Source organism: Streptococcus sp. A25 (assembly GCF_043674095.1).
GTDB lineage: Bacteria > Bacillota > Bacilli > Lactobacillales > Streptococcaceae > Streptococcus > Streptococcus suis_V.
This window is the reverse complement of sequence record NZ_JBIMJO010000006.1, coordinates 41,974-63,364: the sequence shown is the minus strand read 5'-3', so window position 1 is coordinate 63,364 and position 21,391 is coordinate 41,974. Positions and strand designations below refer to the sequence as shown.

At 45.0% G+C, this 21,391-nt stretch carries 22 protein-coding genes; 2 read left to right on the top strand and 20 right to left on the bottom strand.

Annotation, left to right across the window (positions count from 1 at the left end):
* Positions 1-5 precede the first annotated feature (5 nt).
* From ACHBID_RS03875 to ACHBID_RS03865, 3 genes are all read right to left on the bottom strand, one after another.
* On the bottom strand, positions 6-1,289 hold the full coding sequence (locus ACHBID_RS03875) for a restriction endonuclease subunit S (protein WP_394734388.1): 1,284 nt from the start codon (positions 1,287-1,289) through the stop codon (positions 6-8).
* 107 nt (positions 1,290-1,396) lie between these two features.
* The gene (locus tag ACHBID_RS03870) at positions 1,397-4,603 is read right to left on the bottom strand and encodes a type I restriction endonuclease subunit R (RefSeq protein ID WP_394731669.1); all 3,207 of its coding nucleotides are present in this window, start codon (positions 4,601-4,603) and stop codon (positions 1,397-1,399) included.
* Positions 4,596-5,171, bottom strand: a complete 576-nt coding sequence (locus tag ACHBID_RS03865) for a restriction endonuclease subunit S (protein WP_105122943.1) — start codon at positions 5,169-5,171, stop codon at positions 4,596-4,598. Before ACHBID_RS03865 ends, ACHBID_RS03870 begins: the two co-directional genes overlap by 8 nt.
* Positions 5,172-5,291: 120 nt before the next feature.
* Here ACHBID_RS03865 and ACHBID_RS03860 point away from each other — a divergent pair, with 120 nt between their 5' ends.
* Entirely contained in the window at positions 5,292-6,218 is a 927-nt protein-coding gene (locus ACHBID_RS03860; RefSeq protein WP_105160020.1) for a site-specific integrase, read from the top strand.
* A 79-nt stretch (positions 6,219-6,297) separates the two neighbouring features.
* Here the strand turns inward: ACHBID_RS03860 and ACHBID_RS03855 are convergent, their stop codons facing one another.
* The 17 genes from ACHBID_RS03855 to ACHBID_RS03775 form a co-directional block, all read right to left on the bottom strand.
* Positions 6,298-6,963, bottom strand: coding sequence for a CPBP family intramembrane glutamic endopeptidase (locus tag ACHBID_RS03855; protein ID WP_238140746.1), 666 nt, complete (start codon positions 6,961-6,963; stop codon positions 6,298-6,300).
* 178 nt (positions 6,964-7,141) lie between these two features.
* A complete protein-coding gene (locus ACHBID_RS03850) occupies positions 7,142-7,774 on the bottom strand; it encodes a hypothetical protein (RefSeq protein ID WP_394731668.1) in 633 nt (210 codons plus the stop codon).
* A complete protein-coding gene (locus ACHBID_RS03845; RefSeq protein WP_394731667.1) occupies positions 7,767-8,240 on the bottom strand; it encodes a GNAT family N-acetyltransferase in 474 nt (157 codons plus the stop codon). Before ACHBID_RS03845 ends, ACHBID_RS03850 begins: the two co-directional genes overlap by 8 nt.
* A 64-nt stretch (positions 8,241-8,304) precedes the next feature.
* Positions 8,305-9,078: an acetyl-CoA carboxylase carboxyl transferase subunit alpha gene (locus ACHBID_RS03840; RefSeq protein ID WP_394731666.1), complete on the bottom strand. Its 774-nt coding sequence runs from the start codon at positions 9,076-9,078 to the stop codon at positions 8,305-8,307.
* On the bottom strand, positions 9,075-9,941 hold the full coding sequence (accD, locus tag ACHBID_RS03835; RefSeq protein WP_394731665.1) for an acetyl-CoA carboxylase, carboxyltransferase subunit beta: 867 nt from the start codon (positions 9,939-9,941) through the stop codon (positions 9,075-9,077). Before accD ends, ACHBID_RS03840 begins: the two co-directional genes overlap by 4 nt.
* Positions 9,942-9,955: 14 nt before the next feature.
* Positions 9,956-11,329: an acetyl-CoA carboxylase biotin carboxylase subunit gene (locus tag ACHBID_RS03830; RefSeq protein WP_394731664.1), complete on the bottom strand. Its 1,374-nt coding sequence runs from the start codon at positions 11,327-11,329 to the stop codon at positions 9,956-9,958.
* Between the two features lie 24 nt (positions 11,330-11,353).
* On the bottom strand, positions 11,354-11,776 hold the full coding sequence (gene fabZ / locus ACHBID_RS03825; RefSeq protein ID WP_024378919.1) for a 3-hydroxyacyl-ACP dehydratase FabZ: 423 nt from the start codon (positions 11,774-11,776) through the stop codon (positions 11,354-11,356).
* Positions 11,773-12,249 carry an acetyl-CoA carboxylase biotin carboxyl carrier protein gene (gene accB, locus ACHBID_RS03820; protein WP_105122938.1) on the bottom strand — a complete coding sequence of 159 codons (477 nt, stop codon included), beginning with the start codon at positions 12,247-12,249 and terminating at the stop codon, positions 11,773-11,775. Before accB ends, fabZ begins: the two co-directional genes overlap by 4 nt.
* Positions 12,250-13,485, bottom strand: a complete 1,236-nt coding sequence (gene fabF / locus ACHBID_RS03815) for a beta-ketoacyl-ACP synthase II (RefSeq protein WP_105111574.1) — start codon at positions 13,483-13,485, stop codon at positions 12,250-12,252. It abuts the gene before it with no gap.
* 13 nt (positions 13,486-13,498) lie between these two features.
* Positions 13,499-14,233 carry a 3-oxoacyl-[acyl-carrier-protein] reductase gene (gene fabG / locus ACHBID_RS03810; protein WP_394731663.1) on the bottom strand — a complete coding sequence of 245 codons (735 nt, stop codon included), beginning with the start codon at positions 14,231-14,233 and terminating at the stop codon, positions 13,499-13,501.
* Between the two features lie 9 nt (positions 14,234-14,242).
* Positions 14,243-15,163: an ACP S-malonyltransferase gene (gene fabD / locus ACHBID_RS03805; protein WP_172062348.1), complete on the bottom strand. Its 921-nt coding sequence runs from the start codon at positions 15,161-15,163 to the stop codon at positions 14,243-14,245.
* A gap of 1 nt (position 15,164) precedes the next feature.
* Positions 15,165-16,130: an enoyl-[acyl-carrier-protein] reductase FabK gene (gene fabK / locus ACHBID_RS03800; protein WP_172053297.1), complete on the bottom strand. Its 966-nt coding sequence runs from the start codon at positions 16,128-16,130 to the stop codon at positions 15,165-15,167.
* 165 nt (positions 16,131-16,295) lie between these two features.
* Positions 16,296-16,520, bottom strand: a complete 225-nt coding sequence (locus tag ACHBID_RS03795) for an acyl carrier protein (protein ID WP_105111570.1) — start codon at positions 16,518-16,520, stop codon at positions 16,296-16,298.
* A gap of 56 nt (positions 16,521-16,576) precedes the next feature.
* Entirely contained in the window at positions 16,577-17,554 is a 978-nt protein-coding gene (locus tag ACHBID_RS03790; protein WP_394731662.1) for a beta-ketoacyl-ACP synthase III, read from the bottom strand.
* The gene (locus ACHBID_RS03785; RefSeq protein ID WP_105160817.1) at positions 17,551-17,985 is read right to left on the bottom strand and encodes a MarR family transcriptional regulator; all 435 of its coding nucleotides are present in this window, start codon (positions 17,983-17,985) and stop codon (positions 17,551-17,553) included. Before ACHBID_RS03785 ends, ACHBID_RS03790 begins: the two co-directional genes overlap by 4 nt.
* A 240-nt stretch (positions 17,986-18,225) precedes the next feature.
* Complete coding sequence (locus ACHBID_RS03780; RefSeq protein ID WP_394731661.1) at positions 18,226-19,017, bottom strand: enoyl-CoA hydratase; 792 nt, start codon at positions 19,015-19,017, stop codon at positions 18,226-18,228.
* A 149-nt stretch (positions 19,018-19,166) separates the two neighbouring features.
* Positions 19,167-19,811 carry an HAD family hydrolase gene (locus ACHBID_RS03775; RefSeq protein WP_394731660.1) on the bottom strand — a complete coding sequence of 215 codons (645 nt, stop codon included), beginning with the start codon at positions 19,809-19,811 and terminating at the stop codon, positions 19,167-19,169.
* A gap of 145 nt (positions 19,812-19,956) precedes the next feature.
* On the opposite strand from ACHBID_RS03775, the gene ACHBID_RS03770 reads away from it, so the two are divergent.
* A complete protein-coding gene (locus ACHBID_RS03770) occupies positions 19,957-21,312 on the top strand; it encodes an aspartate kinase (protein ID WP_105111566.1) in 1,356 nt (451 codons plus the stop codon).
* Positions 21,313-21,391 lie beyond the last annotated feature (79 nt).

The following is a 21,391-nucleotide window of genomic DNA, read 5'->3' as shown; positions in this document are numbered from 1 at the left end:
TCTTTCTATATAAACATCTGCTGTAACAAGGCTTTTTTCAACAGTTTCAGATGATCCAACTGACGCTGATGAAGAGTAATAAGCTGATCTAGGTCGGAGAAGAAGCTGCCGATGGCTTCTTGTTCGGAGAGGGTAGGGAACATGATTTCATAATTTGAGTATTCCTGCGCATTGACCCCAGGTTGTCCTGAACGCATAGACATGATACTTATAAATCTCTCATAATTTGAAGTAAGGGTATTTTGAAAAACAAAATCAGGATTAAAAGTATCTTTGATTTTTACTCTAATCAAGAACCCTGCAAAATAAACTTTTCCATCTACACTTCTATAAATATAGCTTTTGCCGACACTGGCCCCTGTTCGTGCAAATAGAATATCTCCAATACTTAATCTGTATTCATCAAGACCAAATAGGTTTATTTCGGGAGAAGTTAAGTTACTAATATTGAACTCTCTGCTATCATCATCTATATCAGTAATTCTTAAATATTTATTTTCACCATCATACTCAGTTGCTGCCGAATTTAAACCATAGTCAAACGAAATCGCAACCTCCCCCAACTTACGCTGTTTCCAAGCGTCCGTAAATTTTGGGAATCTTAGCTCAGGAAAATCGTTTCCATTCCCTTTCGGAAACATTTTCTGTAACAAAGCCTTCTTCAATTCTTTAACATCATCTAATTTACGCTGATGAAGAGTAATAAGCCGATCTAGGTCGGAGAAGAAGTTACCGATGGCTTCTTGTTCGGGGAGGGTGGGGAACACTACTATCGTGGATTTTAAATTAGCCTTACTAATTGAGCTCACTTTTGTCCCCTGCATTAAAGGTAAAATTTGATTATGGTATGCAGTTGAATTAATTAGATAACCTAAATAGTAGGGGGCATAAGAAACTTTCGGCCTAGCAACTATCGTATGTAAACCAGAAACAACATTCTTACCCTTAAAATTTCGAACTTCAACAGCTTTCCCAACAGTCGAGTCTTCTGCCGCATCCGCGAAAACAATATCTCCTTCAATAAGTAAAGCATCTGTAAAGTCTGAAATCGTACTTCCAATAATTGATGGAAGTTCTTTGTTACATACATCTAAAATAGCATCATATTTTGTTAAAATATCCCCATAATGAATGTTTTGAACTTCATAAAAATACGATGATAACTTATCTCTAGAAAGTGAGTTTGTTTTTATGGAAAAGTCCGCCACTTCCCCCAACTTACGCTGTTTCCAAGCGTCCGTGAATCCGGGGAAGCGCAATCGTGGTACAGTTGATTTTTCTTTTGTCATAGTCCCTCCTTTTCTACTTTCTTTTTGTTTTATTTTTGAAAGTTATTTTTGCAATTTTTCGGACGATTTCCATTCTATTATACGCTATCATCCAGCAAAATCGCAACCTATTGACCAACCAAGTCGTCGGCCAAATCATATAGTGCTTGTCTCAACTGATTGCGGTACTGAATCTTGCTCAAGCCTTTAACAGCATCACCTTCTGCCCAGGTCTGGTAATCGCGACTAGCTTCTTTTATCAAGGTACGTAAGTGTCCGGTATCATCCAAGTCATTCTGACCATATCGATGTCTCGCCAACAACTCTCGTAGTTCTTGGTTGCGGATATGTTCCGTCAAGCCCCATTGGATTCGGAAAGCAAAGAGCTTCTTGTCAATGTAAACATGCGAAGCTTCTTGGATAATCTTCTGACTATCAATCCCCTTGACTGGATAAGCAAAGTTCATATCTTGTGTCGGAAAATCACCTCGATAGATTGCATCCCCTGTTTGACGGATCTGATCAGCATAGTAGAGGTCTTCCAAACCGCTTGCAAATCTATCCAATTCATCCCTGGTAGCTGCGGCTTCTACCATCTTCTCTTCGTGAACCTGATTCAGCAAGAGCTCAACCAGTTCGGTCAATTTATCGTAGTCAATTGTCACTTCCTTGATGTGAGTCATCTTGAGTTCAATTTGGTGAATGCTAACTTTTTGCTCTTTCGCCAAGGTTCGTTTCAATTCGTTGGCTAAGACCGTCGTCAAAAGTTTTTCTTCCTCTACAGACATTCCCAAACTTTCAATAAAGCGGTCCGGCTGATTGTAATCAAATCCTTCAATCACCCCATCAACCTCCTCTGGCTGATACTGTTTGAGCTTAGACAGTCCTTGATTGTAAGAACGGAGTAGTTCTAACATAGCTTCACGCTTTTTCTCAGACTTCGGAATATCATTGAAATCACCCGTCAACTCTCTCAATTGGTCGACCGTTTGTTTGACTTCAGCAAATACTTCCTTGAAAGGCTTAGCCACCAGTCCATTTTTTTCATTGTTATTTTTTTGTTCCGCATCTGATAAATTGGCAGCACTATCATCTGCATAGATGGCCAAGGCCTGATTCATCAATTTCTCATTATGAGCTGGCCAGCGGTAATTGACCACCCGTCCAAAAGGTTTTTTATCCATATCCTCCACACGATTGGTACGAGAATAGGCCTGGATAAGACTGGCTCCTTTAAGGGTTCGGTCAACATAAAGAGTATTGAGCTCAGGAGCATTGAAACCTGTCAACAACTGATCCACGACAATCACCAAATCTAAGTAGTTCTTGTCCTTGGCTGTTCTATTAAGGCGACTAACCAGGTCCTCTGTATAAGCAGCAACATCTGACAAGCCAAAGGACGTCCCAAATTCTGTGTTATAGATCGTAATAGCTTCAAGCAAACCAGTATTTGACACGACCATGCTATCATTATTTTGAGTATTCAAGGCAAAGGTCACTCCCACCTTCAAGACCAGACCTCCTTGCTCTCGATGCAGTTGATTGATTCGTTGAAACTCTCGGAAATACATCATAGCCATGGGTGTGGAGGCCCTGCCTCCACCTACGTGGGTGGTGAACAAGGCATTGTAACGGCCATTGCCGGAGCGATTTGCCCAGTGTTTGAAGACATCTTCGACTACCAATCGAACATGCTCTGGATTTTCATCATAGACGCTAGAAGTCACCGCATCATCCATATCATCTGGACTTAGATTGGCAATCTTTTCTTCAATCTGTGCACTTGTCCACTTCGGGTATTTTTGCCGATAAAAATCTGGTAAGTAAGTTGTTTTTAGTTTTTCCTGATCGATGGTTGTCTCAAAATCCACCTTAAACCCTAGTACATTGCGGTCACTAATGGCATTTTTAATAGTGTAGGCATGAAGAAGAGGGCCAAAAATATCTTGCGTCCGCAGACTAGCACCTGTATCATCTAAGTTGGGAGTTCCTGTATAGCCAATCCAAGCCGCTTTCTTAAAGGCCTTTTGAATCCCTGCAAAACTATCTCCACCAGTTGAGCGATGGGCTTCGTCAACGATAAACACGATATGCTTATCTGGTGATTTGAAGGATTTTCTCTTCACCAGTGTATCCAATTTTTGCACAGAAGTAACGATAATCCCACTATCCTTACTAGTCAACTGCCGTGCCAAGGCTGTGGTATTTTGAGTTTCTCGAATACTGCCAAAACTATTTTCCCCAGCTTCTGGATCATAAGCCAGATAATCATCCTTAGTCTGATTGGTCAAAGCGATACGATCCACTAGAAAGACAACCTTGTCTACCTTGGGCATTCGACTTGCCAGCCAAGCTGTTTTAAAACTAGTGATCGTTTTCCCTGAGCCTGTAGTATGCCAGATGTAGCCAACCTTGTTACAGCCTAGTTCAAAATCGACTTTTTTTATCCCCTCAATGACCGCCTGAGTGGCGTAAACTTGATAGGGACGCATGACTTTCAGCATTTGTTTCTGCGGTGTCCCATCTAAGATCATGTAGTTGGTCGCCATCTGATGAGCCATAGGAATGCTGAGCATGGAATCCGCAAATTCTTTCCAATTCCGAACCTTACTACCGTTAGATTTACGCTGCCAGTGGAAAGCAAAGTCTTTATTAAATTTCTCCGCAGTGGTATTGGCCATATAGCGAACATTGTTGGGGGCGATAGCGACTAGAATCTGCAAGGTAGAAAAAATATCCGTATATTGCCGTTCCTGGATATATTGGTGCATTTGGTTCAATGCCTTGTCCACATCTACCGTATCCTTTTTCTCTTCAATCTGAATAATAGGTAAGCCATTAATCAGCAAGGTTGTATCGAATATACATTCTCGTCGTCCAGGGATTTTAGGAGCCCTACGAATTTGGTTCACCACTTGGTAGACAGTGTCCCCACCGCCTATCTTACGTTGGTCGAATACTGTCAAAAATGTATGCCGTCCATCATCAAGCGTAATTTCCAATTCGGAAACACCGCTAATCCCATATAAAAACTGACCAGCCTCATAAGGTGTCTTCAGATCTGAAATAATCTGCTTGACCTGAGCAAACTCGGTATCGCTCAAGGGTTTGTCCAATCGATGTTGGTTGTGTTGCCAGAGAATATTACGAAAATTTTCCCATAATTGCTCCGTTGTCTTGATACCCGGCTCATAAGTCCACAGTTTAGATTTGACTGCATACAGGGTCGAAGAATCACTAACAGACCATTCTAGACCTTCTAGGTGCTCCGGTTGTGTAATAGTCCCTGTCGTAATATATTGAATCAATTCTGTTTCAAATGCTAATTCATTCATGTGCGTAAACCTCCTTTAACAAATATGTTAGTCGTAAAAAATCTCCTTGCGCATAAGCTTGCCGCTTCTGCCGTAAGGCTAATCCATCTAAATAAATCTTTCCTAGTTTCTGCTGACTATCTAAAGGAGGCAAGGAGCCTAGCTGTAAACTTTTCAGTTGCTTGACTGTATATTTCATTACCTCACTCCCCTGTAAGCTTTGGTAAAACTGCCGTCTAATAGCCGAGGATTCATTGATCAGATACAACAAGAAGACCTTATCCAGCTTTGCATTGGGCTCAATTTTGATATAGTTTTGTGTATAGAGTAAGCCTGCGTGCTCTGCTCTCACTAAAACAGCCTTCCCCGATAGTAAACTAAAGAGTAAGTCTCCCTCCTCTAGCAAGGTCACTTCTCTATCTGTCGTCACGGTCCGACTATCTATCACTTCTTCTATCACCTCATAACCATCCAATTGATGATGTTGCTGATTGTAGAGGATATAGTCTCTAGCATCTTCCCAGCTGGTAGTATCCAAGCGAACCTGTAAACTACCTCCCGTAAAGTGAGCTAATTCTTCTAGTTTCATAATTTTCCTTTCCTTGAAATTTTTCATAATTACATTTTTTGTTAAACTAAATATAGCATCTTCTCAGAAATATGTCAATAAATTATGTAATTTATAAAAATTAAAAAAGGAGCTTCTGCTATGAACTTATCAAAAGAAAAACTGCTTTTCCATCACTATTATGCAAATTGGCTACGGATTTACAAGGAAGGAGCCATTCGAGAAGTCACTCTCAAGAAATATAGAATGACATTGCAGTGGCTTATCAGGCTAGCTCCTAGTCTGTTGTTGGAAGATTTGAATCGGGTTCGTTACCAAGAATTGATTAACAGCTATGCTAAAACACATGAACGACAGACAACCATGGATTTTCATCACCAGTTGAAAGGAGCTATTTTAGATGCTGTAGATGAAGGAATTATTGAACGAGATCCGACACGTAAGGTGATTATCAAAGGAAGACTTCCTCGAAAGAAAAAGACAAAATACCTCAACCAATTTGAACTTCATCAGTTGATACAAGAATTACGTCTCGGAGAGGAGCTGAATTGGGATTGGCTCATCTTATTGATTGCTAAAACAGGTATTCGATTCTCCGAAGCCCTTGCTCTCACTACTCAAGATTTTGATTTTCACCGACAGCTATTGACCATTGATAAAACATGGAATTATAAAGGAGATGGCGGATTTTTACCTACAAAAAATAAATCTTCAATTCGAAAAATCCAACTCGACTGGCAAACCAGCACCCAATTCGCCAACTTATTGAAGCACACCCAACCTGATGACCTACTTTTCGTGAAGAAAGAGCGGATATACAACTCTACCATCAATGCCATTCTTGAAAAGCGTTGCCTAAGTGCAAACCTTCCTGTCATCACCATTCATGCCCTGCGACACACCCATGCATCTATTTTATTATTTGCCGGGGTTTCTATCGCAAGTGTTGCTAGACGACTTGGTCATGCAAGCATAACAACGACCCAGAAAACCTATCTTCATATCATTCGTGAATTAGAAAACCAAGATGTTGATTTAATTATGCGGTCACTGTCAGGACTTTGTTGACATTCCTATCTCTATCGTGACAAGGCTTGTACTGGTCATTGCAAAAGACGACTCCACTTGGAATCGTCTTTTCTGTTGCTTATTGAAAATAGTAGAGTGCCACTACCGACCAAGCATTGTTGATAAAATGAACAGCAATAGGATAAATCAAGTAGCCTGTCTTATGATAGAGGATACAAAAGATGAGGCCACCTCCCCCATAAATCAGCCAAGAGGCAAGATCGGTCGGTCCATGAAGGGCTCCGAAAAGCAAGCTTGAAACAATGATTCCAACAACTGCTTGCGACCCAAACAATTTCTTAAAGAAATAACCCCGCAATATAACCTCTTCTGCAATTGCTGGCAAAAATGCTGTTGTCAAGAGTGCCAGCCCAAAAGGAACTCCCTTCAAAGATTCGATAATGAAGGCGTCGTTAGCTGTCGTCGTAGCCCCCTGCAATTCCAACAAATAGAAACCAAGCATGTCTGTCAGTTGCATGGTAGCAAAGGCTAGTATGACTATTGCCAGACCGTCCCAAGAAAGAACGTTTTTGTCCCAGATAGGTAGATTATTTTTCTCAGCCCGCCACCAGAAGAAGACCAGAAGACCCAGTGTCACCAGTCCAGCCATTACCAAGGCAGTTTGTGACTTGGACTCTTCCAAAATCATATCTGGAATCACACAAAATACCAAAAATATAAAAACTCGCAGCAAAACCCAAATCTTCCGACCAATCCATTCCAAACCTTGACTCAGTTTCTCCATACTCTTCTCCTCTTCCGCTCCATCATATAGAGTGCCTTCAATCTATTATAGGATTTCACGCAATGTCAATCAATCTGTTTTGTTGTTGTAATGCAATTTTACAAAAATTCAATGAATTTGTCAATATACACTAAAAAAACAAATACCCTTACGATGTTTGTTGCCATCACCCCACTGATTATCCAGCGGGGTGTGTCATCTTCAAGTAGGGTTCTAGTAGAGAAAAAACCTGAATCAAGCGTTCCAGCAGTTCCTCCTCGGAGGCAACGGTTCTAAACGGTACATCATACTTGACCAATACTTTACGAATCCGTCCTGCTTCAACGGCTTGTAATAGGCTCTGTCTATTCTCCTCCGTTCCATCCAGGCGATAAAATACCTGTCCCTCTTGCACCCAATAATAAAGCGGTGCCGCAATCGAGCAGTTCAGAACGCGATTTTGCTGAAGCAGAGAGGTCTCCACTTTCTTTCGCTCAATAAAACTGACTTCTACTGAAATCCCTGCCTCAACTCCCTTACCATACAGACGAATAGCTAGAGCTGAGTCCGTTAGACTGGCAGAGGGCAAACGGTAATAGGTCCAAAAATGTGGTCTGCAAATTTGGGCTTGATTCATCCATTGACTGACCCTCTCAGGCACAAAGGGACTGACGTGCTCAGCTAAGACTAAACTTAATGTCTGAAACTCCTTGCGTGCTGCCTGTGCTACATTTCTTAAGGCTATCATATCGCCTGCCAAAGCTCCTGCTTTTTCAGGCTTGCAATAATGAACCCCTTGATAATCCAGGTATCTGCGACACTGTTCAAGCATCTGAATCTCCTTTCCACTTCTCCATATAGACCATATCCATGCCTTCTTGTTCAGGTTCGGTTTTGATAGCCTTGTAACCGAGTTTTTCGTAGAAAGCAACTAATCTGGGTTCCTGTAAGACCGTGCACAACACCCAGCGTCTAACTGTCGGATAGAGGCTTTCTAATTCTAACAGAGCCTTGTGCCCATAGCCTTTTCCTCTGTGGTCTGGATCAATGCCAATCAAGCCTAGCCAGCCCTGGTCTGCATCTTCAGCGACTGTTGTTCGTACCAATCCGACTGTATGACCTTCTTCCACAATCTTATAATAGTTGCAATTTGGTCGTGCAAAGCGTGATTGGAAGTAGTCCATGGTTTCAATGGCAGGGTTGTACTGGTCATGATAGGTTTCATACAAGGCTGCAAAGGCTCGGTACTGAATAGGTAGCAATTCTTCTGCGTTTGATAAATCTGCTTTTACTAACATGGAAAACCTCCTGGAAACTATTTTATCCATTGTATCAAATGTCACAAAAAAATACTAGGTCTTCCTAGTATTTTCTAAAGCGTTGATAGCGGTTTTCGAGTAGTTGTTCAAGTGGTAAAGCTTGTAGTTGAGCCAACTGACTGACCAGATTGTCCTTGATGTCAGACAAGACTTCCTTGGTCGCTCTGCCATTTTCCAAAATAACCCGATCGACCACTTGGAGTTTCTCCAACTCATAGGAAGTGATCTTCATCAGTTCTGCCGCTTCCATGGCACGACTACCGTCTTTCCAGAGGATAGAGGCGAAACCTTCAGGGCTGAGGACGGCGTACATGGAGTTTTCCAGCATCCAGACCTGGTCTGCGACTGCTAGGGCAAGTGCTCCACCAGAGCCTCCCTCGCCGATGATAATGGCGATAATGGGCACCTTGAGATCGCTCATCTCCATGAGGTTACGGGCAATAGCCTCGCCCTGTCCACGCTCCTCGGCACCGACGCCTGGATAGGCTCCAGCGGTATTGATGAAGGTGACAACGGGACGACCAAACTTCTCCGCCTGCTTCATGAGGCGAAGGGCCTTGCGGTAGCCTTCTGGGTGGGGCTGACCGAAGTTTCGTTTGAGGTTGTCCTGAAGGTTCTTCCCTTTCTGGATACCGATGACTGTCACCGGCTGACCAGCTAAAAAGCCAATGCCACCTACAACAGCTCCGTCATCGCGGAAATTCCGATCCCCATGCAATTCGATAAAGTCATCAAAGAGCTGGGTGGCATAATCCAAGGTCGTCAAGCGAGCCTGATCTCGTGCCAAACGGATCATACGTGCTACATCACTGGTCATCTGACACCTCCATGCATTCTCAACAAGCGACTAATGGTCGTTGGCAAGTCCTGGCGTTTGACAATGGCATCGACAAAGCCGTGTTCTTGTAAAAATTCAGCCTTCTGGAAATCATCTGGCAGATTTTCTCGGACAGTTGATTCAATCACCCGTCGGCCTGCAAAGCCAACCAAAGTCTGTGGCTCAGCCAGGATAATATCGCCTTCCATAGCAAAACTAGCCGTCACACCTCCTGTTGTCGGGTCTGTCAAGACCGTCAGGTAAAAGAGGCCAGCATTGGAATGGCGTTTCACAGCTGCCGAAATCTTAGCCATTTGCATCAGGCTCATAATGCCTTCCTGCATCCGAGCACCGCCAGATGCGGTAAAAAGGATGACTGGCAATTTCTCTTCAGTAGCCAGTTCAAAGAGGCGGGTAATTTTCTCACCGACCACCGTTCCCATAGAAGCCATGATAAAGTGCGAATCCATAATTCCCAAAGCTACTGGTTGCCCACCAATCATCGCCTTGCCTGTCAAAACTGCCTCATCCAAGCCAGTCTTTTGACGAGTTGCTTCTAATTTTTCCAAATAATTTGGGAAATCCAAGGGATTTGTCGTTTCAATTCCTGAAAATAATTCTTCAAAAGAACCCTCATCAACTGTCAAATCCAAGCGTTCCTGAGCTGTAATGCGAAAGTTGTAGGAACAGTGTTGGCAAGTTTTTTCAGGTCCCAAATCTTTCTTGTAGAGAATTTCCTTACAAGCTGGACATTTGGAAAAGAGTTCGTCTGGCACCTCTGGCTTTGTTTGAGGTGCCGACTCTATCCGCGAACGATTGGGATTGATGCGGATATATTTGTCCTTTTTGCGAAACAAAGCCATAGCATTCTCCTATTTTACTGTTTTAATTCTTCTTGGTAGCGAGGTAAAAATTCTTCCATGAGGTAGGCAGTATCGTAGTCACCTGCCACCACTCGCTTGTCGGAAATCAAGTCCAGCTGGAAGTCGGTATTGGTCTCCACTCCGTCAATTTCCAATTCGTAGAGGGCTCGCTGCATCTTCATCAGGGCTTCAAAACGATTTTCTCCATGCACGATGACCTTGGCAATCATAGAGTCATAGTAAGGTGGAATGGTGTAGCCTGGATAAACTGCTGAATCCACACGCAGACCGACTCCTCCGCTTGGCAAGTAGAGATTGGAAATCTTACCTGGACTTGGAGCAAAGTTAAAGGCTGGATTTTCAGCATTGATGCGGCATTCAATAGCATGACCTGTAATCTTCACATCTTCTTGGCAGACACTGAGTTCCTGACCAGCCGCAATCTTGATCTGCTCCTTGACAATATCCACACCGGTGACAAACTCAGTTACAGGATGTTCTACCTGCACCCGTGTGTTCATTTCCATGAAGTAAAATTCGCCCTTGGCTTCATCCAAGAGAAACTCAATGGTTCCTGCATTTTCATAGCCGACTGATTGGGCTGCACGAACTGCTGCTTGACCGATACGGTCCCGCATGGTCTGACCAATGGCGATGGAGGGAGCTTCTTCCAAGACCTTTTGATTGTTACGCTGAAGAGAACAATCCCGTTCTCCCAGATGAATAACATGGCCGTGTTGGTCCGCTAAAATCTGCACCTCGATATGCCGGGCTGGATAGACAACACGCTCCATATACATAGCTCCGTTGCCAAAAGCTGCCTTGGCTTCGCTGGAAGCTGATTCGAAGGCTGGTACTAGGTCTTCGGCTTTTTCAACCTTACGAATCCCCTTGCCACCACCACCTGCCGATGCCTTGAGCATAACAGGGTAGCCAATCTTCTCAGCGATCTCAAGAGCTTCTTGGCTGGTCAAAACTTCTCCGTCTGACCCAGGAATGACAGGTACTTGGGCCTTAATCATCTCTGCCCGTGCATTGATTTTATCGCCCATGGTATCCATAACTGTCCCAGAAGGGCCGATAAATTTGATACCAACCTCTTCACATAGGGTGGCGAATTTAGAGTTTTCACTCAAAAATCCAAAGCCAGGATGAATGGCCTGGGCACCTGTCACAACAGCCGCCGAGATGACCGCCTGCATATTGAGATAGGAGTCTGTCGAACGGGCCGGGCCGATACAGACAGCCTCATCTGCCAACATGGTATGGAGAGCTTCCTTGTCCGCTTCTGAATAGACAGCCACCGTCACAATTCCTAGCTCTCTGGCCGCACGAATGATCCGCACCGCAATCTCACCACGATTGGCAATCAAAATCTTCTCAAACATGATGAATCCTATCTCCTTTAGATACTATTTCCCAATGGCAAAGGTTAATACCCCCGACGCAGCCAGTTTTCCGTCCACCTCTGCCTTTGCTTCAACAACCGCAATGGTTCCACGGCGTTTGACAAATTTAGCTGTCATGATCAACTGGTCACCAGGTACAACTTGCTTCTTAAATTTAACCTTATCCATGCCGGCATAAAAGACCAGCTTGCCCTTGTTTTCTTCCTTGGATAACTCCAAGACACCTGCGGTTTGAGCCAAAGCCTCCATGATGAGAACTCCTGGCATAACAGGATAGTCTGGAAAATGCCCGTTGAAGAAGGGCTCGTTAATGGTCACATTTTTAAGGGCGACAATCTCATCTTCTGATACTTCAAGGACACGATCGACCAGGAGCATAGGGTAGCGATGAGGAAGAGCCTCTTTAATTTTCAAAATATCAATCATTTGATGCGTACCAATCCTTGTCCAAATTCTACAACATCCTGGTTGGCCACCAAAATCTCTGTGACCACACCATCACGATCAGCAGGCACTTCATTCATGACCTTCATGGCTTCGATAATCATGAGGGTCTGCCCCTTTTTGACCGTATCACCAACTGCTACAAAGGCTGGCTTGTCTGGGGCTGGTGACAAATAGGCCACACCAACAAGTGGACTTTCCACTACCGCCCCCTCTGCCGCAAGGGCTGAGCTGGCTTCTACTGGAGCTGGCTCACTGGTTTCAACTGCTGGCACAGGGGCTGGGCTTGCAGGAGCTACTGGAGCAAGCGGAGCTTCTACGATTGGACTTGGAGCCACTGTCGCCTGCTGGTTTTTACTGAAATGCAAGGTTTCCCCAGCATTGCTATATGAAAATTCTCGCAAACTTGACTGGTCAAACTGACTCATCAGGTCCTTAATTTCTGTAATATTCACTTAGGCCTCCCAACGTTTGAAAGCAATGACTGAATTATGCCCACCAAAGCCAAATGTATTTGAAATGGCATGGCGGATTTCCATGTCACGACCTTGACCGTAGATGACATCTGCCTCGATGTAATCAGACAACTCCGTCGTACCCGCTGTCTTAGGCGCATGAGAATGACGCATCGCCTCAATGACAGCTGCCGCCTCAACGGCACCCGCTGCACCCAACAAGTGACCAGTGAAGGACTTGGTAGAAGAAACTGGCGTGTTCTTGCCGAAGACAGATACGATAGCTTGGCTTTCTCCTTTTTCATTAGCCGGTGTCGAAGTTCCATGGGCATTGATGTAGTCAATATCAGCTGGCTCCAAACCTGCTTCTGAAATGGCCAACTTCATAGCCTTAATAGCACCCAAACCTTCTGGGTGTGGAGAGGTCATGTGGTGGGCATCGCAGGTATTTCCATAGCCGACGATTTCAGCCAAGATGGTTGCCCCACGTGCTTCTGCGTGTTCCAAACTTTCCAAGACCAAGACCGCAGCCCCTTCTCCCATTACAAAACCATTGCGATCCTTGTCAAAAGGAATGGAGGCACGACTTGGATCCTCAGTCGTCGACATAGCTGTCAAAGCCTGGAATCCACCGATTGCAAAAGGTGTAATAGCCGCTTCTGAACCACCTGCCAACATAACATCTTGGAAGCCAAACTTGATTTCACGGAAGGCTTCACCCAAGGCATCGTTTGACGAAGCACAGGCTGTGATGACACACTTGCAGACACCATTAGCACCGACCTGCATAGCAATATTTCCAGCCGCCATGTTTGGCAAAGCCTTCGGAAGTGCCATAGGACGAATCCGTTTTGGGCCTTTTTCGTTCATACGAGCAACCTGCTCTTCGATTTCCAAAATCCCACCGATACCAGTTGACAAGATAACACCGAAACGGTCGCTGTCAACCGCTTCTGTATCAAGATTGGCATTAGCTACTGCCTCTTGAGCCGCATAAAGAGCATAGAGGGAGTAGTTGTCGTAGCGGTTGGTATCTTTTTTAACAAAGTATTTGTCAAAAGGAAAATCCTTGATTTCCGCTGCATTATGGACAGTATACTGGCTAGTGTCAAACTTGGTAATCTTTCCGATTCCAATCTTGCCATTGACCAAGCTATCCCAGAATTCTTCTGGCGTATTTCCAATTGGAGATGTCAGACCGTAGCCTGTCACTACTACACGATTTAATTTTGTCATTTTCAAACCTCTCTTATTGCATGGTCAAACCGCCGTCAATGGCGATGACCTGACCTGTCAGATACTCTTGCTTGGCCAAGAACACAGCTACATCCGCTACTTCTTCCGTCAGTCCAAAGCGTTTCATAGGAATTTGTCCCAACATAGCTTCTTTAATCTTATCAGACAGGACATCTGTCATATCGGACTGGATAAAGCCTGGTGCGATGGCATTGACACGGACATTGCGACTAGCGGCTTCACGGGCAATGGATTTTGTAAAGCCGATAACACCTGCCTTAGAAGCAGCATAGTTGGCCTGACCAGCATTCCCTGTCAAACCGACCACACTAGAAAGGTTGATAATAGCCCCTTCACGTGCCTTGGTCATCGGTTTCAAAACAGCCTGGGTCATATTAAAGGTCCCTGTTAGATTGATACTCAAAACGCTCTCGAAATCCTCTTCCGTCATTCGCAATGCCATACCGTCTTTTGTAATCCCTGCATTGTTGACCAAGATATCAACACTTCCGAGAGCCTCAACTGCCTCAGCTACCATCCGTTTGGCATCTGCCGAACTGGAAATATCACCTGAAATCGGCACAACTTTAACACCGTAGCTTGAAAAGCTATCCAGCAAGTCCTGCCCCAGCTGACCACGACCATTTAGCACCACATTGGCACCAAGGCTAGCAAACTTATGGGCAATGGCCAAGCCGATTCCACGACTTGAACCTGTCACAAACACATTTTTATTGGTAAGTTCCATGTTTTCTCCTTATTGGCTAGTCAACAAGCCTTCTAGACTTGCCACATCTTCTACTGTCACCACCTCGGCTGTCTTATCAATTTTCTTGATAAAGCCTGCTAAGACCTTACCTGGACCGATTTCGATAAACTTGGTCACTCCAGCCGCCTGCATGGTTGCAATGGACTCGTAAAAACGGACAGGCTCCATAACCTGACGGGTCAAGAGGGACTTGATGTCCTCTTTTCTCATGACCTTGGCTTCCGTATTGCCAACTAACTCTACTTGGAAGTCTGCAAACTCCACCTCTTCCAGAGCCAGCGCCAATTGCTCCGAAGCTGGACGCAAGAGAGCTGTATGGAAAGGCCCCGACACGTTGAGGGGAATCATGCGTTTGACACCCGCCGCCTTCAAGGCTTCCACTGCCTCATCCACAGCAGCCACCTCGCCTCCGATGACGATTTGGGCCGGTGTATTATAGTTGGCTGGGGAAACAATCCCAGAGGTAACTGACGAACATACTTCTTCGATCAAGCTGACATCTGCATTGAGGACAGCGACCATCTTACCAGTCCCTGCTGGTGCGGCCGTTTCCATAAACTCCCCTCTTTTGGCAATCAAGGCAATGGCATCTTCAAAGGCCAGAGCACCAGAAGCAACCAAAGCGGCATATTCTCCCAAGGACAAACCAGCCACCATGTCAGGTTTAATCCCTTTTTCTGCCAATAAACGATAAATGGCAAGGGAGGTTGTCAAAATCGCAGGTTGGGTATAGCGGGTCTGGTTGAGCTTATCTTCCTGATGGTCAATCAAGTCCCGCACATCATAGCCCAGAATCTGACTAGCCTGGTCGTAAGTTTCCTTGACAATGGGATAGGTATCATAGAGGTCACGGGCCATACCAAGTGTCTGAGCTCCTTGACCTGCAAATAGAAAGGCTGTTTTCGTCATCTTATTCTCCAACGGAAGCCCAGCGATTCGCTTCCTCACGAATTACCTTAGCAGCTCCAAAATATAGATCTTTCAAAATTTCTTCACAGGTTTCTTCCTTGGTCACCAAGCCAGCAATCTGACCTGCCATGACCGAGCCATTGACCACATCACCATCTACAACGGCATTGCGAAGGGCACCTGCACCCAGTTCCTCAATGGATTCTGCAGAAATTTTCCCAGCAAGGAAGTCTTTTTCCGCAGCCGCATAGGCTGTCGAAAGCTTGTTCTTAATCGCACGCACCGAGTGACCTACAACGGATGCCGATACTGTTGTGTCAATATCCTTAGCCTTGAGAACCTTTTCCTTGTAGGCTGGATGAGCATTTGACTCCTTGGCAACAACAAAACGTGTTCCCACCTGAATTGCTTCTGCTCCCAACATGAAGGCAGCTGCAGCACCTGCACCATCTGCAATACCACCTGCAGCAATCACAGGAATGGATACGGCATCCACAACCTGACGAACCAAGGTCATGGTTGTCAATTTACCGATGTGACCACCTGCTTCCATCCCTTCAGCGATGACGGCATCCACTCCTAATTTTTCCATGCGTTTAGCCAAAGCGACACTTGGAACCACTGGAATAACCGTAATACCAGCTGCGTGCAAGCGTTCCATGTATTTTCCAGGGTTGCCCGCACCCGTTGTCACCACCTTGACACCTTCTTCGATAACTAGGTCAACAATGTCATCTGCAAACGGCGATAGGAGCATGATATTGACACCGAAAGGCTTGTCTGTGATGGACTTGACTTTATCAATATTTGCCTTGACAACTTCCTTGGGAGCATTACCCCCACCAATGATGCCTAAACCACCAGCATTTGAAACCGCACCAGCCAAGTCACCGTCAGCCACCCAGGCCATACCACCTTGGAAAATCGGATAATCAATGTTCAATAATTCTGTAATCTTTGTTTTCATAGTTCCCTCAATCTTTATTTGCTTAGCTAATCATTTGAACATCAAACAATTAGCTAAACAAGAGAGGGCAAAGCCCTCACTTGAAAATTAGTTTGACACTTCAATGTTTTGATTATCAAAGTATTGACTCTAAGAAAAATGCTTATCGCATCTTTCTAACAACATTTATTTTGTTTTTTCTTCAACGTACGCAACCAAATCAGCTACTGTTGTCAATCCTTCTTCTGTATCGATTTGGATGTCAAACGCATCTTCGATTTCAGAGATAACTTGGAAAAGATCCAATGAATCTGCGTCCAAATCTTCAAATGTTGTTGTAAGGGTTACTTCTTCAGCGTCCTTACCCAATTCTTCAACGATGATTTCTTGTACTTTTTCAAATACTGCCATGATAGTGCTCCTTTTTATAAAAAAATATTTTAATCTTGCCAGAGGCAAGGAATTAACTAAAGTTTCAGTAGTAGCGTACCCCAAGTCAGCCCGCCACCAAAGCCTGCCAGAATGACTGTCTGGCCACTGTCCAACCGCAGACTACCTGCCTCCACACACTCCGAAAGGAGAATAGGAATGCTGGCCGCACTGGTATTGCCATAGTGCATCATATTGGCTGGGAACTTTTCCGATGCCACACCCATCTTTCTAGCCATCTTATCCAAGATTCGACTATTGGCTTGGTGAAGCAAGTAGAAATCAATCCGGTCTGCTAACAGACCTTGCTGACTGAGCAACTCTGCGATGGTCTTGGTCACATCGCGAACAGCAAACTCGAAAATCGCTCTGCCGTCCATCTGCAAATAAGGCTGGTTGCCTCCCTCTTTCGAAAAGGGAGAATGCAGACCTGTCTGACCAGAAGTTAAACTAAGGCCACGACTGCCATCTGTTCGGTTGATTTCCGCTAGAAAATGCTGCTCAGGACTAGCTTCAAGCAAAACCCCACCAGCACCATCTCCAAACAAGACTGCCGTTCCACGATCTGTCCAGTCAACCGTCTTGGACAAGACCTCTGCTCCAATCACAATTCCCTTTTGGTAAATCCCAGAGGAAATCAGTTTGTCTGCGGTGGATAGGGCGAAAACGAAGCCCGAACAAGCTGCGACTAGGTCATAGGCAAATGCCTTCTTAGCACCGACTGCCGCCTGAACCCGAGCTGCCGTTGACGGCATAGCCGAATCCGGTGTAATGGTTGCGACGATGATAAAGTCTATCTCATCAGCAGTTACACCTGACTTGTCTAGCAGGTCTTGGGCAACCCGACTGGCCAAGTCACTGGTGTCCTCATCCAGAGAAATGCGTCTTTGACAAATACCTGTCCGTGAGGAAATCCAATCATCACTGGTGTCCATAATCTGTGCTAAATCATCATTGCTCACGATCTGCTTCGGAACATAGTGGGCAACCTGACTGATTTTAGTGAAGGTTCTCATTTCAGATCCTCCAAGAAATTATAGAGTTTGTAGAGCCCTTTTTTCATCACTTGATATTCTGCCTCGTCCATCCCGTCTGTAATCTGCTTGACCATTTCATTGTGGAACCGTTGGTGCAAACGATAGACCAGCCGACCTTTCTTGGTCAGAAAGAGATGAACAACTCGTCTATCCTTAGTAGAGCGGACACGTTCGATATAGCCCTTGCGCTCCAAGTTGTTGAGACTGGTTGTCACCGTTCCAAGCGTGACCATCAAAGCCCGAGCGATATCGCTCGGTGTCGCTCCCTTTTTGTCACCAATCTCATCGATGGTGTGCATTTCCTTAATGGAAATGTCATTGAAACGACTCTTACGAAGGCTGTTTTCCTGAATGACCAGGACATTGTTAAAAATTGCCGTTAGATATTCATTGATTTTTGGATCTTCCAAAACAGGCCTCCTTAACTTTGATAGTCAAAGTATAGAGCAAAAAACTTTGATTGTCAAATATTTTTCGTCATTTTGTTTTTCTTTTATTGTTTCGACGACCGAGGAAACTTCGTTTCTGAATTTCGAACCTCAAACAATCAATATTATTTGAGCTCCCCTCGCCTAACTTCAGTTATGCCTTCGGCTCGTTGCCTAGTACTAAAAGAAAACAAATAGACGTATTCGGTAATAAATTTTAGCTCATTGACCGGTAAATACTGGTCTTCGGCGTTCGGCATGGGCTCGGACACCTTCCTTGAAATCTTCCTTGAAGGCCAATTCCTCCTGCACCTGCAATTCTAACTTGCGATAGGTTTCCCAGTCCTTGAACTGGCTTTCCCAGACCAGCTGCTTGATGGCGGCGTAAGAGTTAACAGAGCCTCGTAACAGTTTTTTGATGACCTGAGCGACTGTTTTTTCCAGCTTTTCAGGTTCGGACAATTTGTAAACGATACCGTAGTCCAGGGCCTTATCAGCAGACAAGCCTTGGCCTGTCATGGCTAATTGGCTAGCCCGATTGGCACCAATGGCACGACTGAGGAGAAAGAGCCCGCCGGCATCAGGTGCCAGACCCACTCCGACAAAGGCCTGGATAAATTTTGTTTTAGTAGAGGCAATCACGAAATCTGCTGCTACTGACATGTTGGCCGCCGCACCAGCGACAGCTCCATCGGTCACCATGATGACAATCTTGGGCAATTTCTTGATAGCGAATGAGATGTCATTGACCAGCTCTGCTATTTTTACAAGAGAAGGAATATCATCCTCATCCACTGCCCGCTTCATCTCGACCAAGTCGCCACCGACCGAGAAAACAGAGCCCTGGGCCTGAATTTGTAGGATTTTCACAGTAGCATCTCGATCAACTGCGTCAATCGCTGCCAAAATTTCCTCACACATGGGAATGTTAAAGCCATTGGCCACATCTGGACGATTGAGGGTCAGAAGTGCTATTCCGTCCCGAACATCATAGGTAATTGTTTGATAGGTCATCGCCTGCTCCACTTCATTTGAAGATGAAATAGTTTGAAAAGCAAACCACATCTTTCTTGTTATCCATTCTAGCACAGAAAATCATTTTGTCACGTCCTTACCAGAAAAGAAGTGTGACATCGGAAAAAGGCTGGCTCTCGCCAACCCTCTTACATCTTGTCCAATTCTCTCAATCCTTGGCTCAAATTGTCCACCAAGCGATCTGCTTGACTCTGGTCAATGCCATAATGCTGTTCTCGGATGGCCCAGACCGTCAAGCCTGCTGCTTTTGCTGCCGCGATGCCTTTTGCGCTGTCTTCAAAGACCACAATCTCTGATTTGTCCACCCCAGTCGCCTGGGCTGCGAGATTGTAGACATCCGGAGCTGGCTTGGGCGCTCCGCATTCCATGGCTGAAAAGACCTGTTTAAAATAAGGTCTAATTCCAGCTTCTTCCAAGGCACGTTCGATTTCTTCCCTGTCCGTATTGGAGGCCAATACCAGAGGTACGCTCTTGTCTGTCAAAGCCTGCAAGACTTGTTTGACATCAGGAAAAAGCCGCTGACCATAGGGTGTCGGCCGGTTTTCCTTATATATACGGTACTCCTTTTCCAAGGCAGGCACATCCCACTTGTCAAAGTCATTCGCCAAAATCCGACGCCACATTTGACTGGCCCTGCCACCCACAAAAATACTTGGGTCCAGGTGATCGACCGACAGTCCCTTGGTCGCTAAAAAATCGATGCGTCTCTGGAAATAAAAGGTCTCTGTATCAAACAGGACTCCATCCATATCAAAAATAATTGCTTTTACCATGCTTTCTCCTCTTTCCACTAGTTTACCACAATTCCCAGAAAGTTTCATGAATGTAATTTTCAATAAATTCTGAAAATTTCCCAGAAAATACTGACAAAGCCCCCAGCTTCTGCTATAATAGTAAAAAATATCTGAGGAGATTCTTATGAAAGTAACCAAATTTGGAGGTAGCTCGCTCGCGTCTGCCAGCCAATTAGAAAAAGTATTTAGCATCGTTCAATCGGACCCTGAGCGCCGTTTTGTTGTCGTATCAGCACCAGGTAAACGCAATGCCGAAGATACGAAAGTGACAGACGCTCTGATTAAATATTACAAGGAATATACAAGTGGTAAGGATGTGACAGCCAGCCAAGAATGGATTATCAATCGTTACCAGGCTATGGTTGACGAGCTTGGTTTTACAGCTAAAAGTATGGCGAAGATTGCTGACAGCATCAAGGCCCTGGCGACCCTGCCGATTGAAAATAATGAATTTCTTTACGACGCATTCCTAGCGGCCGGCGAGGACAACAATGCCAAGCTGATTGCAGAATATTTTACCCAAAAAGGACTGCCTGCCCGCTATGTCCACCCTAAGAAAGCTGGTATCATTGTCAGCTCAGAACCTGGAAATGCCCGTATCCTACCGTCTAGCTATGATAAGATTGAAGAATTGCGCGATGCGGATGAGGTCTTGATTATCCCTGGCTTTTTCGGTGTGACCATCGACAATCAAATCTGTACCTTCTCCCGTGGTGGTTCGGACATTACAGGCTCTATCGTAGCGGCCGGTGTCAAAGCCGACCTCTACGAGAACTTTACCGATGTTGACGGCATTTTTGCTGCCCATCCTGGTATCATCAAAAATCCACATTCTATCAAGGAATTAACTTACCGTGAGATGCGTGAATTGGCCTATGCAGGTTTCTCCGTCCTTCATGACGAAGCCCTCCTACCTGCCTACCGTGGACGTATTCCTTTGGTTATCAAAAACACGAATAACCCTAGCCACCCAGGCACCCAAATCGTCCTGGAGCATACTGACCAGACCCTGCCTGTTGTCGGAATTGCAGCAGATGATGATTTCACAAGTATCAACATTTCCAAGTACCTGATGAACCGTGAAGTTGGTTTTGGTCGCAAGGTCCTACAAATTTTAGAAGACTTGAATATTCGTTTCGAGCACATGCCGACTGGTATCGACGACCTGTCCATCGTACTCCGTGGCCGCGAATTGACCCCTATCAAGGAAGCTGAAATCCTTCGCCAGCTCAAAACGCAGCTGGAGGTTGATAAGGCTGAAATCGAGCGTGGCCTATCCACCATCATGATCGTTGGTGAGAACATGAAGAGCCATGTCGGTGTAACAGCCACGGCAACGACTGCCCTATCTAACCAGAATGTCAACCTGGCCATGATTTCACAAGGTGCCAGCGAAGTTTCTGTCATGTTTGTTGTCAAAACGGAACAAAAAGAGCAGGCCCTACAGGCACTTTACACAGCATTTTTTGAGGGTAAATAAGAATTTTTTCAGTTCCATACTGGACATACAAATGAAACAGGTAGTGTATAAATCAAATTTATTTTAGTCGCCGCAAGGA

Bases quoted from the DNA above. Each gene is read 5' to 3' on its own strand.
- ACHBID_RS03875 (WP_394734388.1), bottom strand. From the start codon at position 1,289: ATGACAAAAGAAAAATCAACTGTACCACGATTGCGCTTCCCCGGATTC.
- ACHBID_RS03870 (WP_394731669.1), bottom strand. From the start codon at position 4,603: ATGAATGAATTAGCATTTGAAACAGAATTGATTCAATATATTACGACA.
- ACHBID_RS03865 (WP_105122943.1), bottom strand. From the start codon at position 5,171: ATGAAACTAGAAGAATTAGCTCACTTTACGGGAGGTAGTTTACAGGTT.
- ACHBID_RS03860 (WP_105160020.1), top strand. From the start codon at position 5,292: ATGAACTTATCAAAAGAAAAACTGCTTTTCCATCACTATTATGCAAAT.
- ACHBID_RS03855 (WP_238140746.1), bottom strand. From the start codon at position 6,963: ATGGAGAAACTGAGTCAAGGTTTGGAATGGATTGGTCGGAAGATTTGG.
- ACHBID_RS03850 (WP_394731668.1), bottom strand. From the start codon at position 7,774: ATGCTTGAACAGTGTCGCAGATACCTGGATTATCAAGGGGTTCATTAT.
- ACHBID_RS03845 (WP_394731667.1), bottom strand. From the start codon at position 8,240: ATGTTAGTAAAAGCAGATTTATCAAACGCAGAAGAATTGCTACCTATT.
- ACHBID_RS03840 (WP_394731666.1), bottom strand. From the start codon at position 9,078: ATGACCAGTGATGTAGCACGTATGATCCGTTTGGCACGAGATCAGGCT.
- accD (WP_394731665.1), bottom strand. From the start codon at position 9,941: ATGGCTTTGTTTCGCAAAAAGGACAAATATATCCGCATCAATCCCAAT.
- ACHBID_RS03830 (WP_394731664.1), bottom strand. From the start codon at position 11,329: ATGTTTGAGAAGATTTTGATTGCCAATCGTGGTGAGATTGCGGTGCGG.
- fabZ (WP_024378919.1), bottom strand. From the start codon at position 11,776: ATGATTGATATTTTGAAAATTAAAGAGGCTCTTCCTCATCGCTACCCT.
- fabF (WP_105111574.1), bottom strand. From the start codon at position 13,485: ATGACAAAATTAAATCGTGTAGTAGTGACAGGCTACGGTCTGACATCT.
- fabG (WP_394731663.1), bottom strand. From the start codon at position 14,233: ATGGAACTTACCAATAAAAATGTGTTTGTGACAGGTTCAAGTCGTGGA.
- fabD (WP_172062348.1), bottom strand. From the start codon at position 15,163: ATGACGAAAACAGCCTTTCTATTTGCAGGTCAAGGAGCTCAGACACTT.
- fabK (WP_172053297.1), bottom strand. From the start codon at position 16,130: ATGAAAACAAAGATTACAGAATTATTGAACATTGATTATCCGATTTTC.
- ACHBID_RS03795 (WP_105111570.1), bottom strand. From the start codon at position 16,520: ATGGCAGTATTTGAAAAAGTACAAGAAATCATCGTTGAAGAATTGGGT.
- ACHBID_RS03790 (WP_394731662.1), bottom strand. From the start codon at position 17,554: ATGAGAACCTTCACTAAAATCAGTCAGGTTGCCCACTATGTTCCGAAG.
- ACHBID_RS03780 (WP_394731661.1), bottom strand. From the start codon at position 19,017: ATGACCTATCAAACAATTACCTATGATGTTCGGGACGGAATAGCACTT.
- ACHBID_RS03775 (WP_394731660.1), bottom strand. From the start codon at position 19,811: ATGGTAAAAGCAATTATTTTTGATATGGATGGAGTCCTGTTTGATACA.
- ACHBID_RS03770 (WP_105111566.1), top strand. From the start codon at position 19,957: ATGAAAGTAACCAAATTTGGAGGTAGCTCGCTCGCGTCTGCCAGCCAA.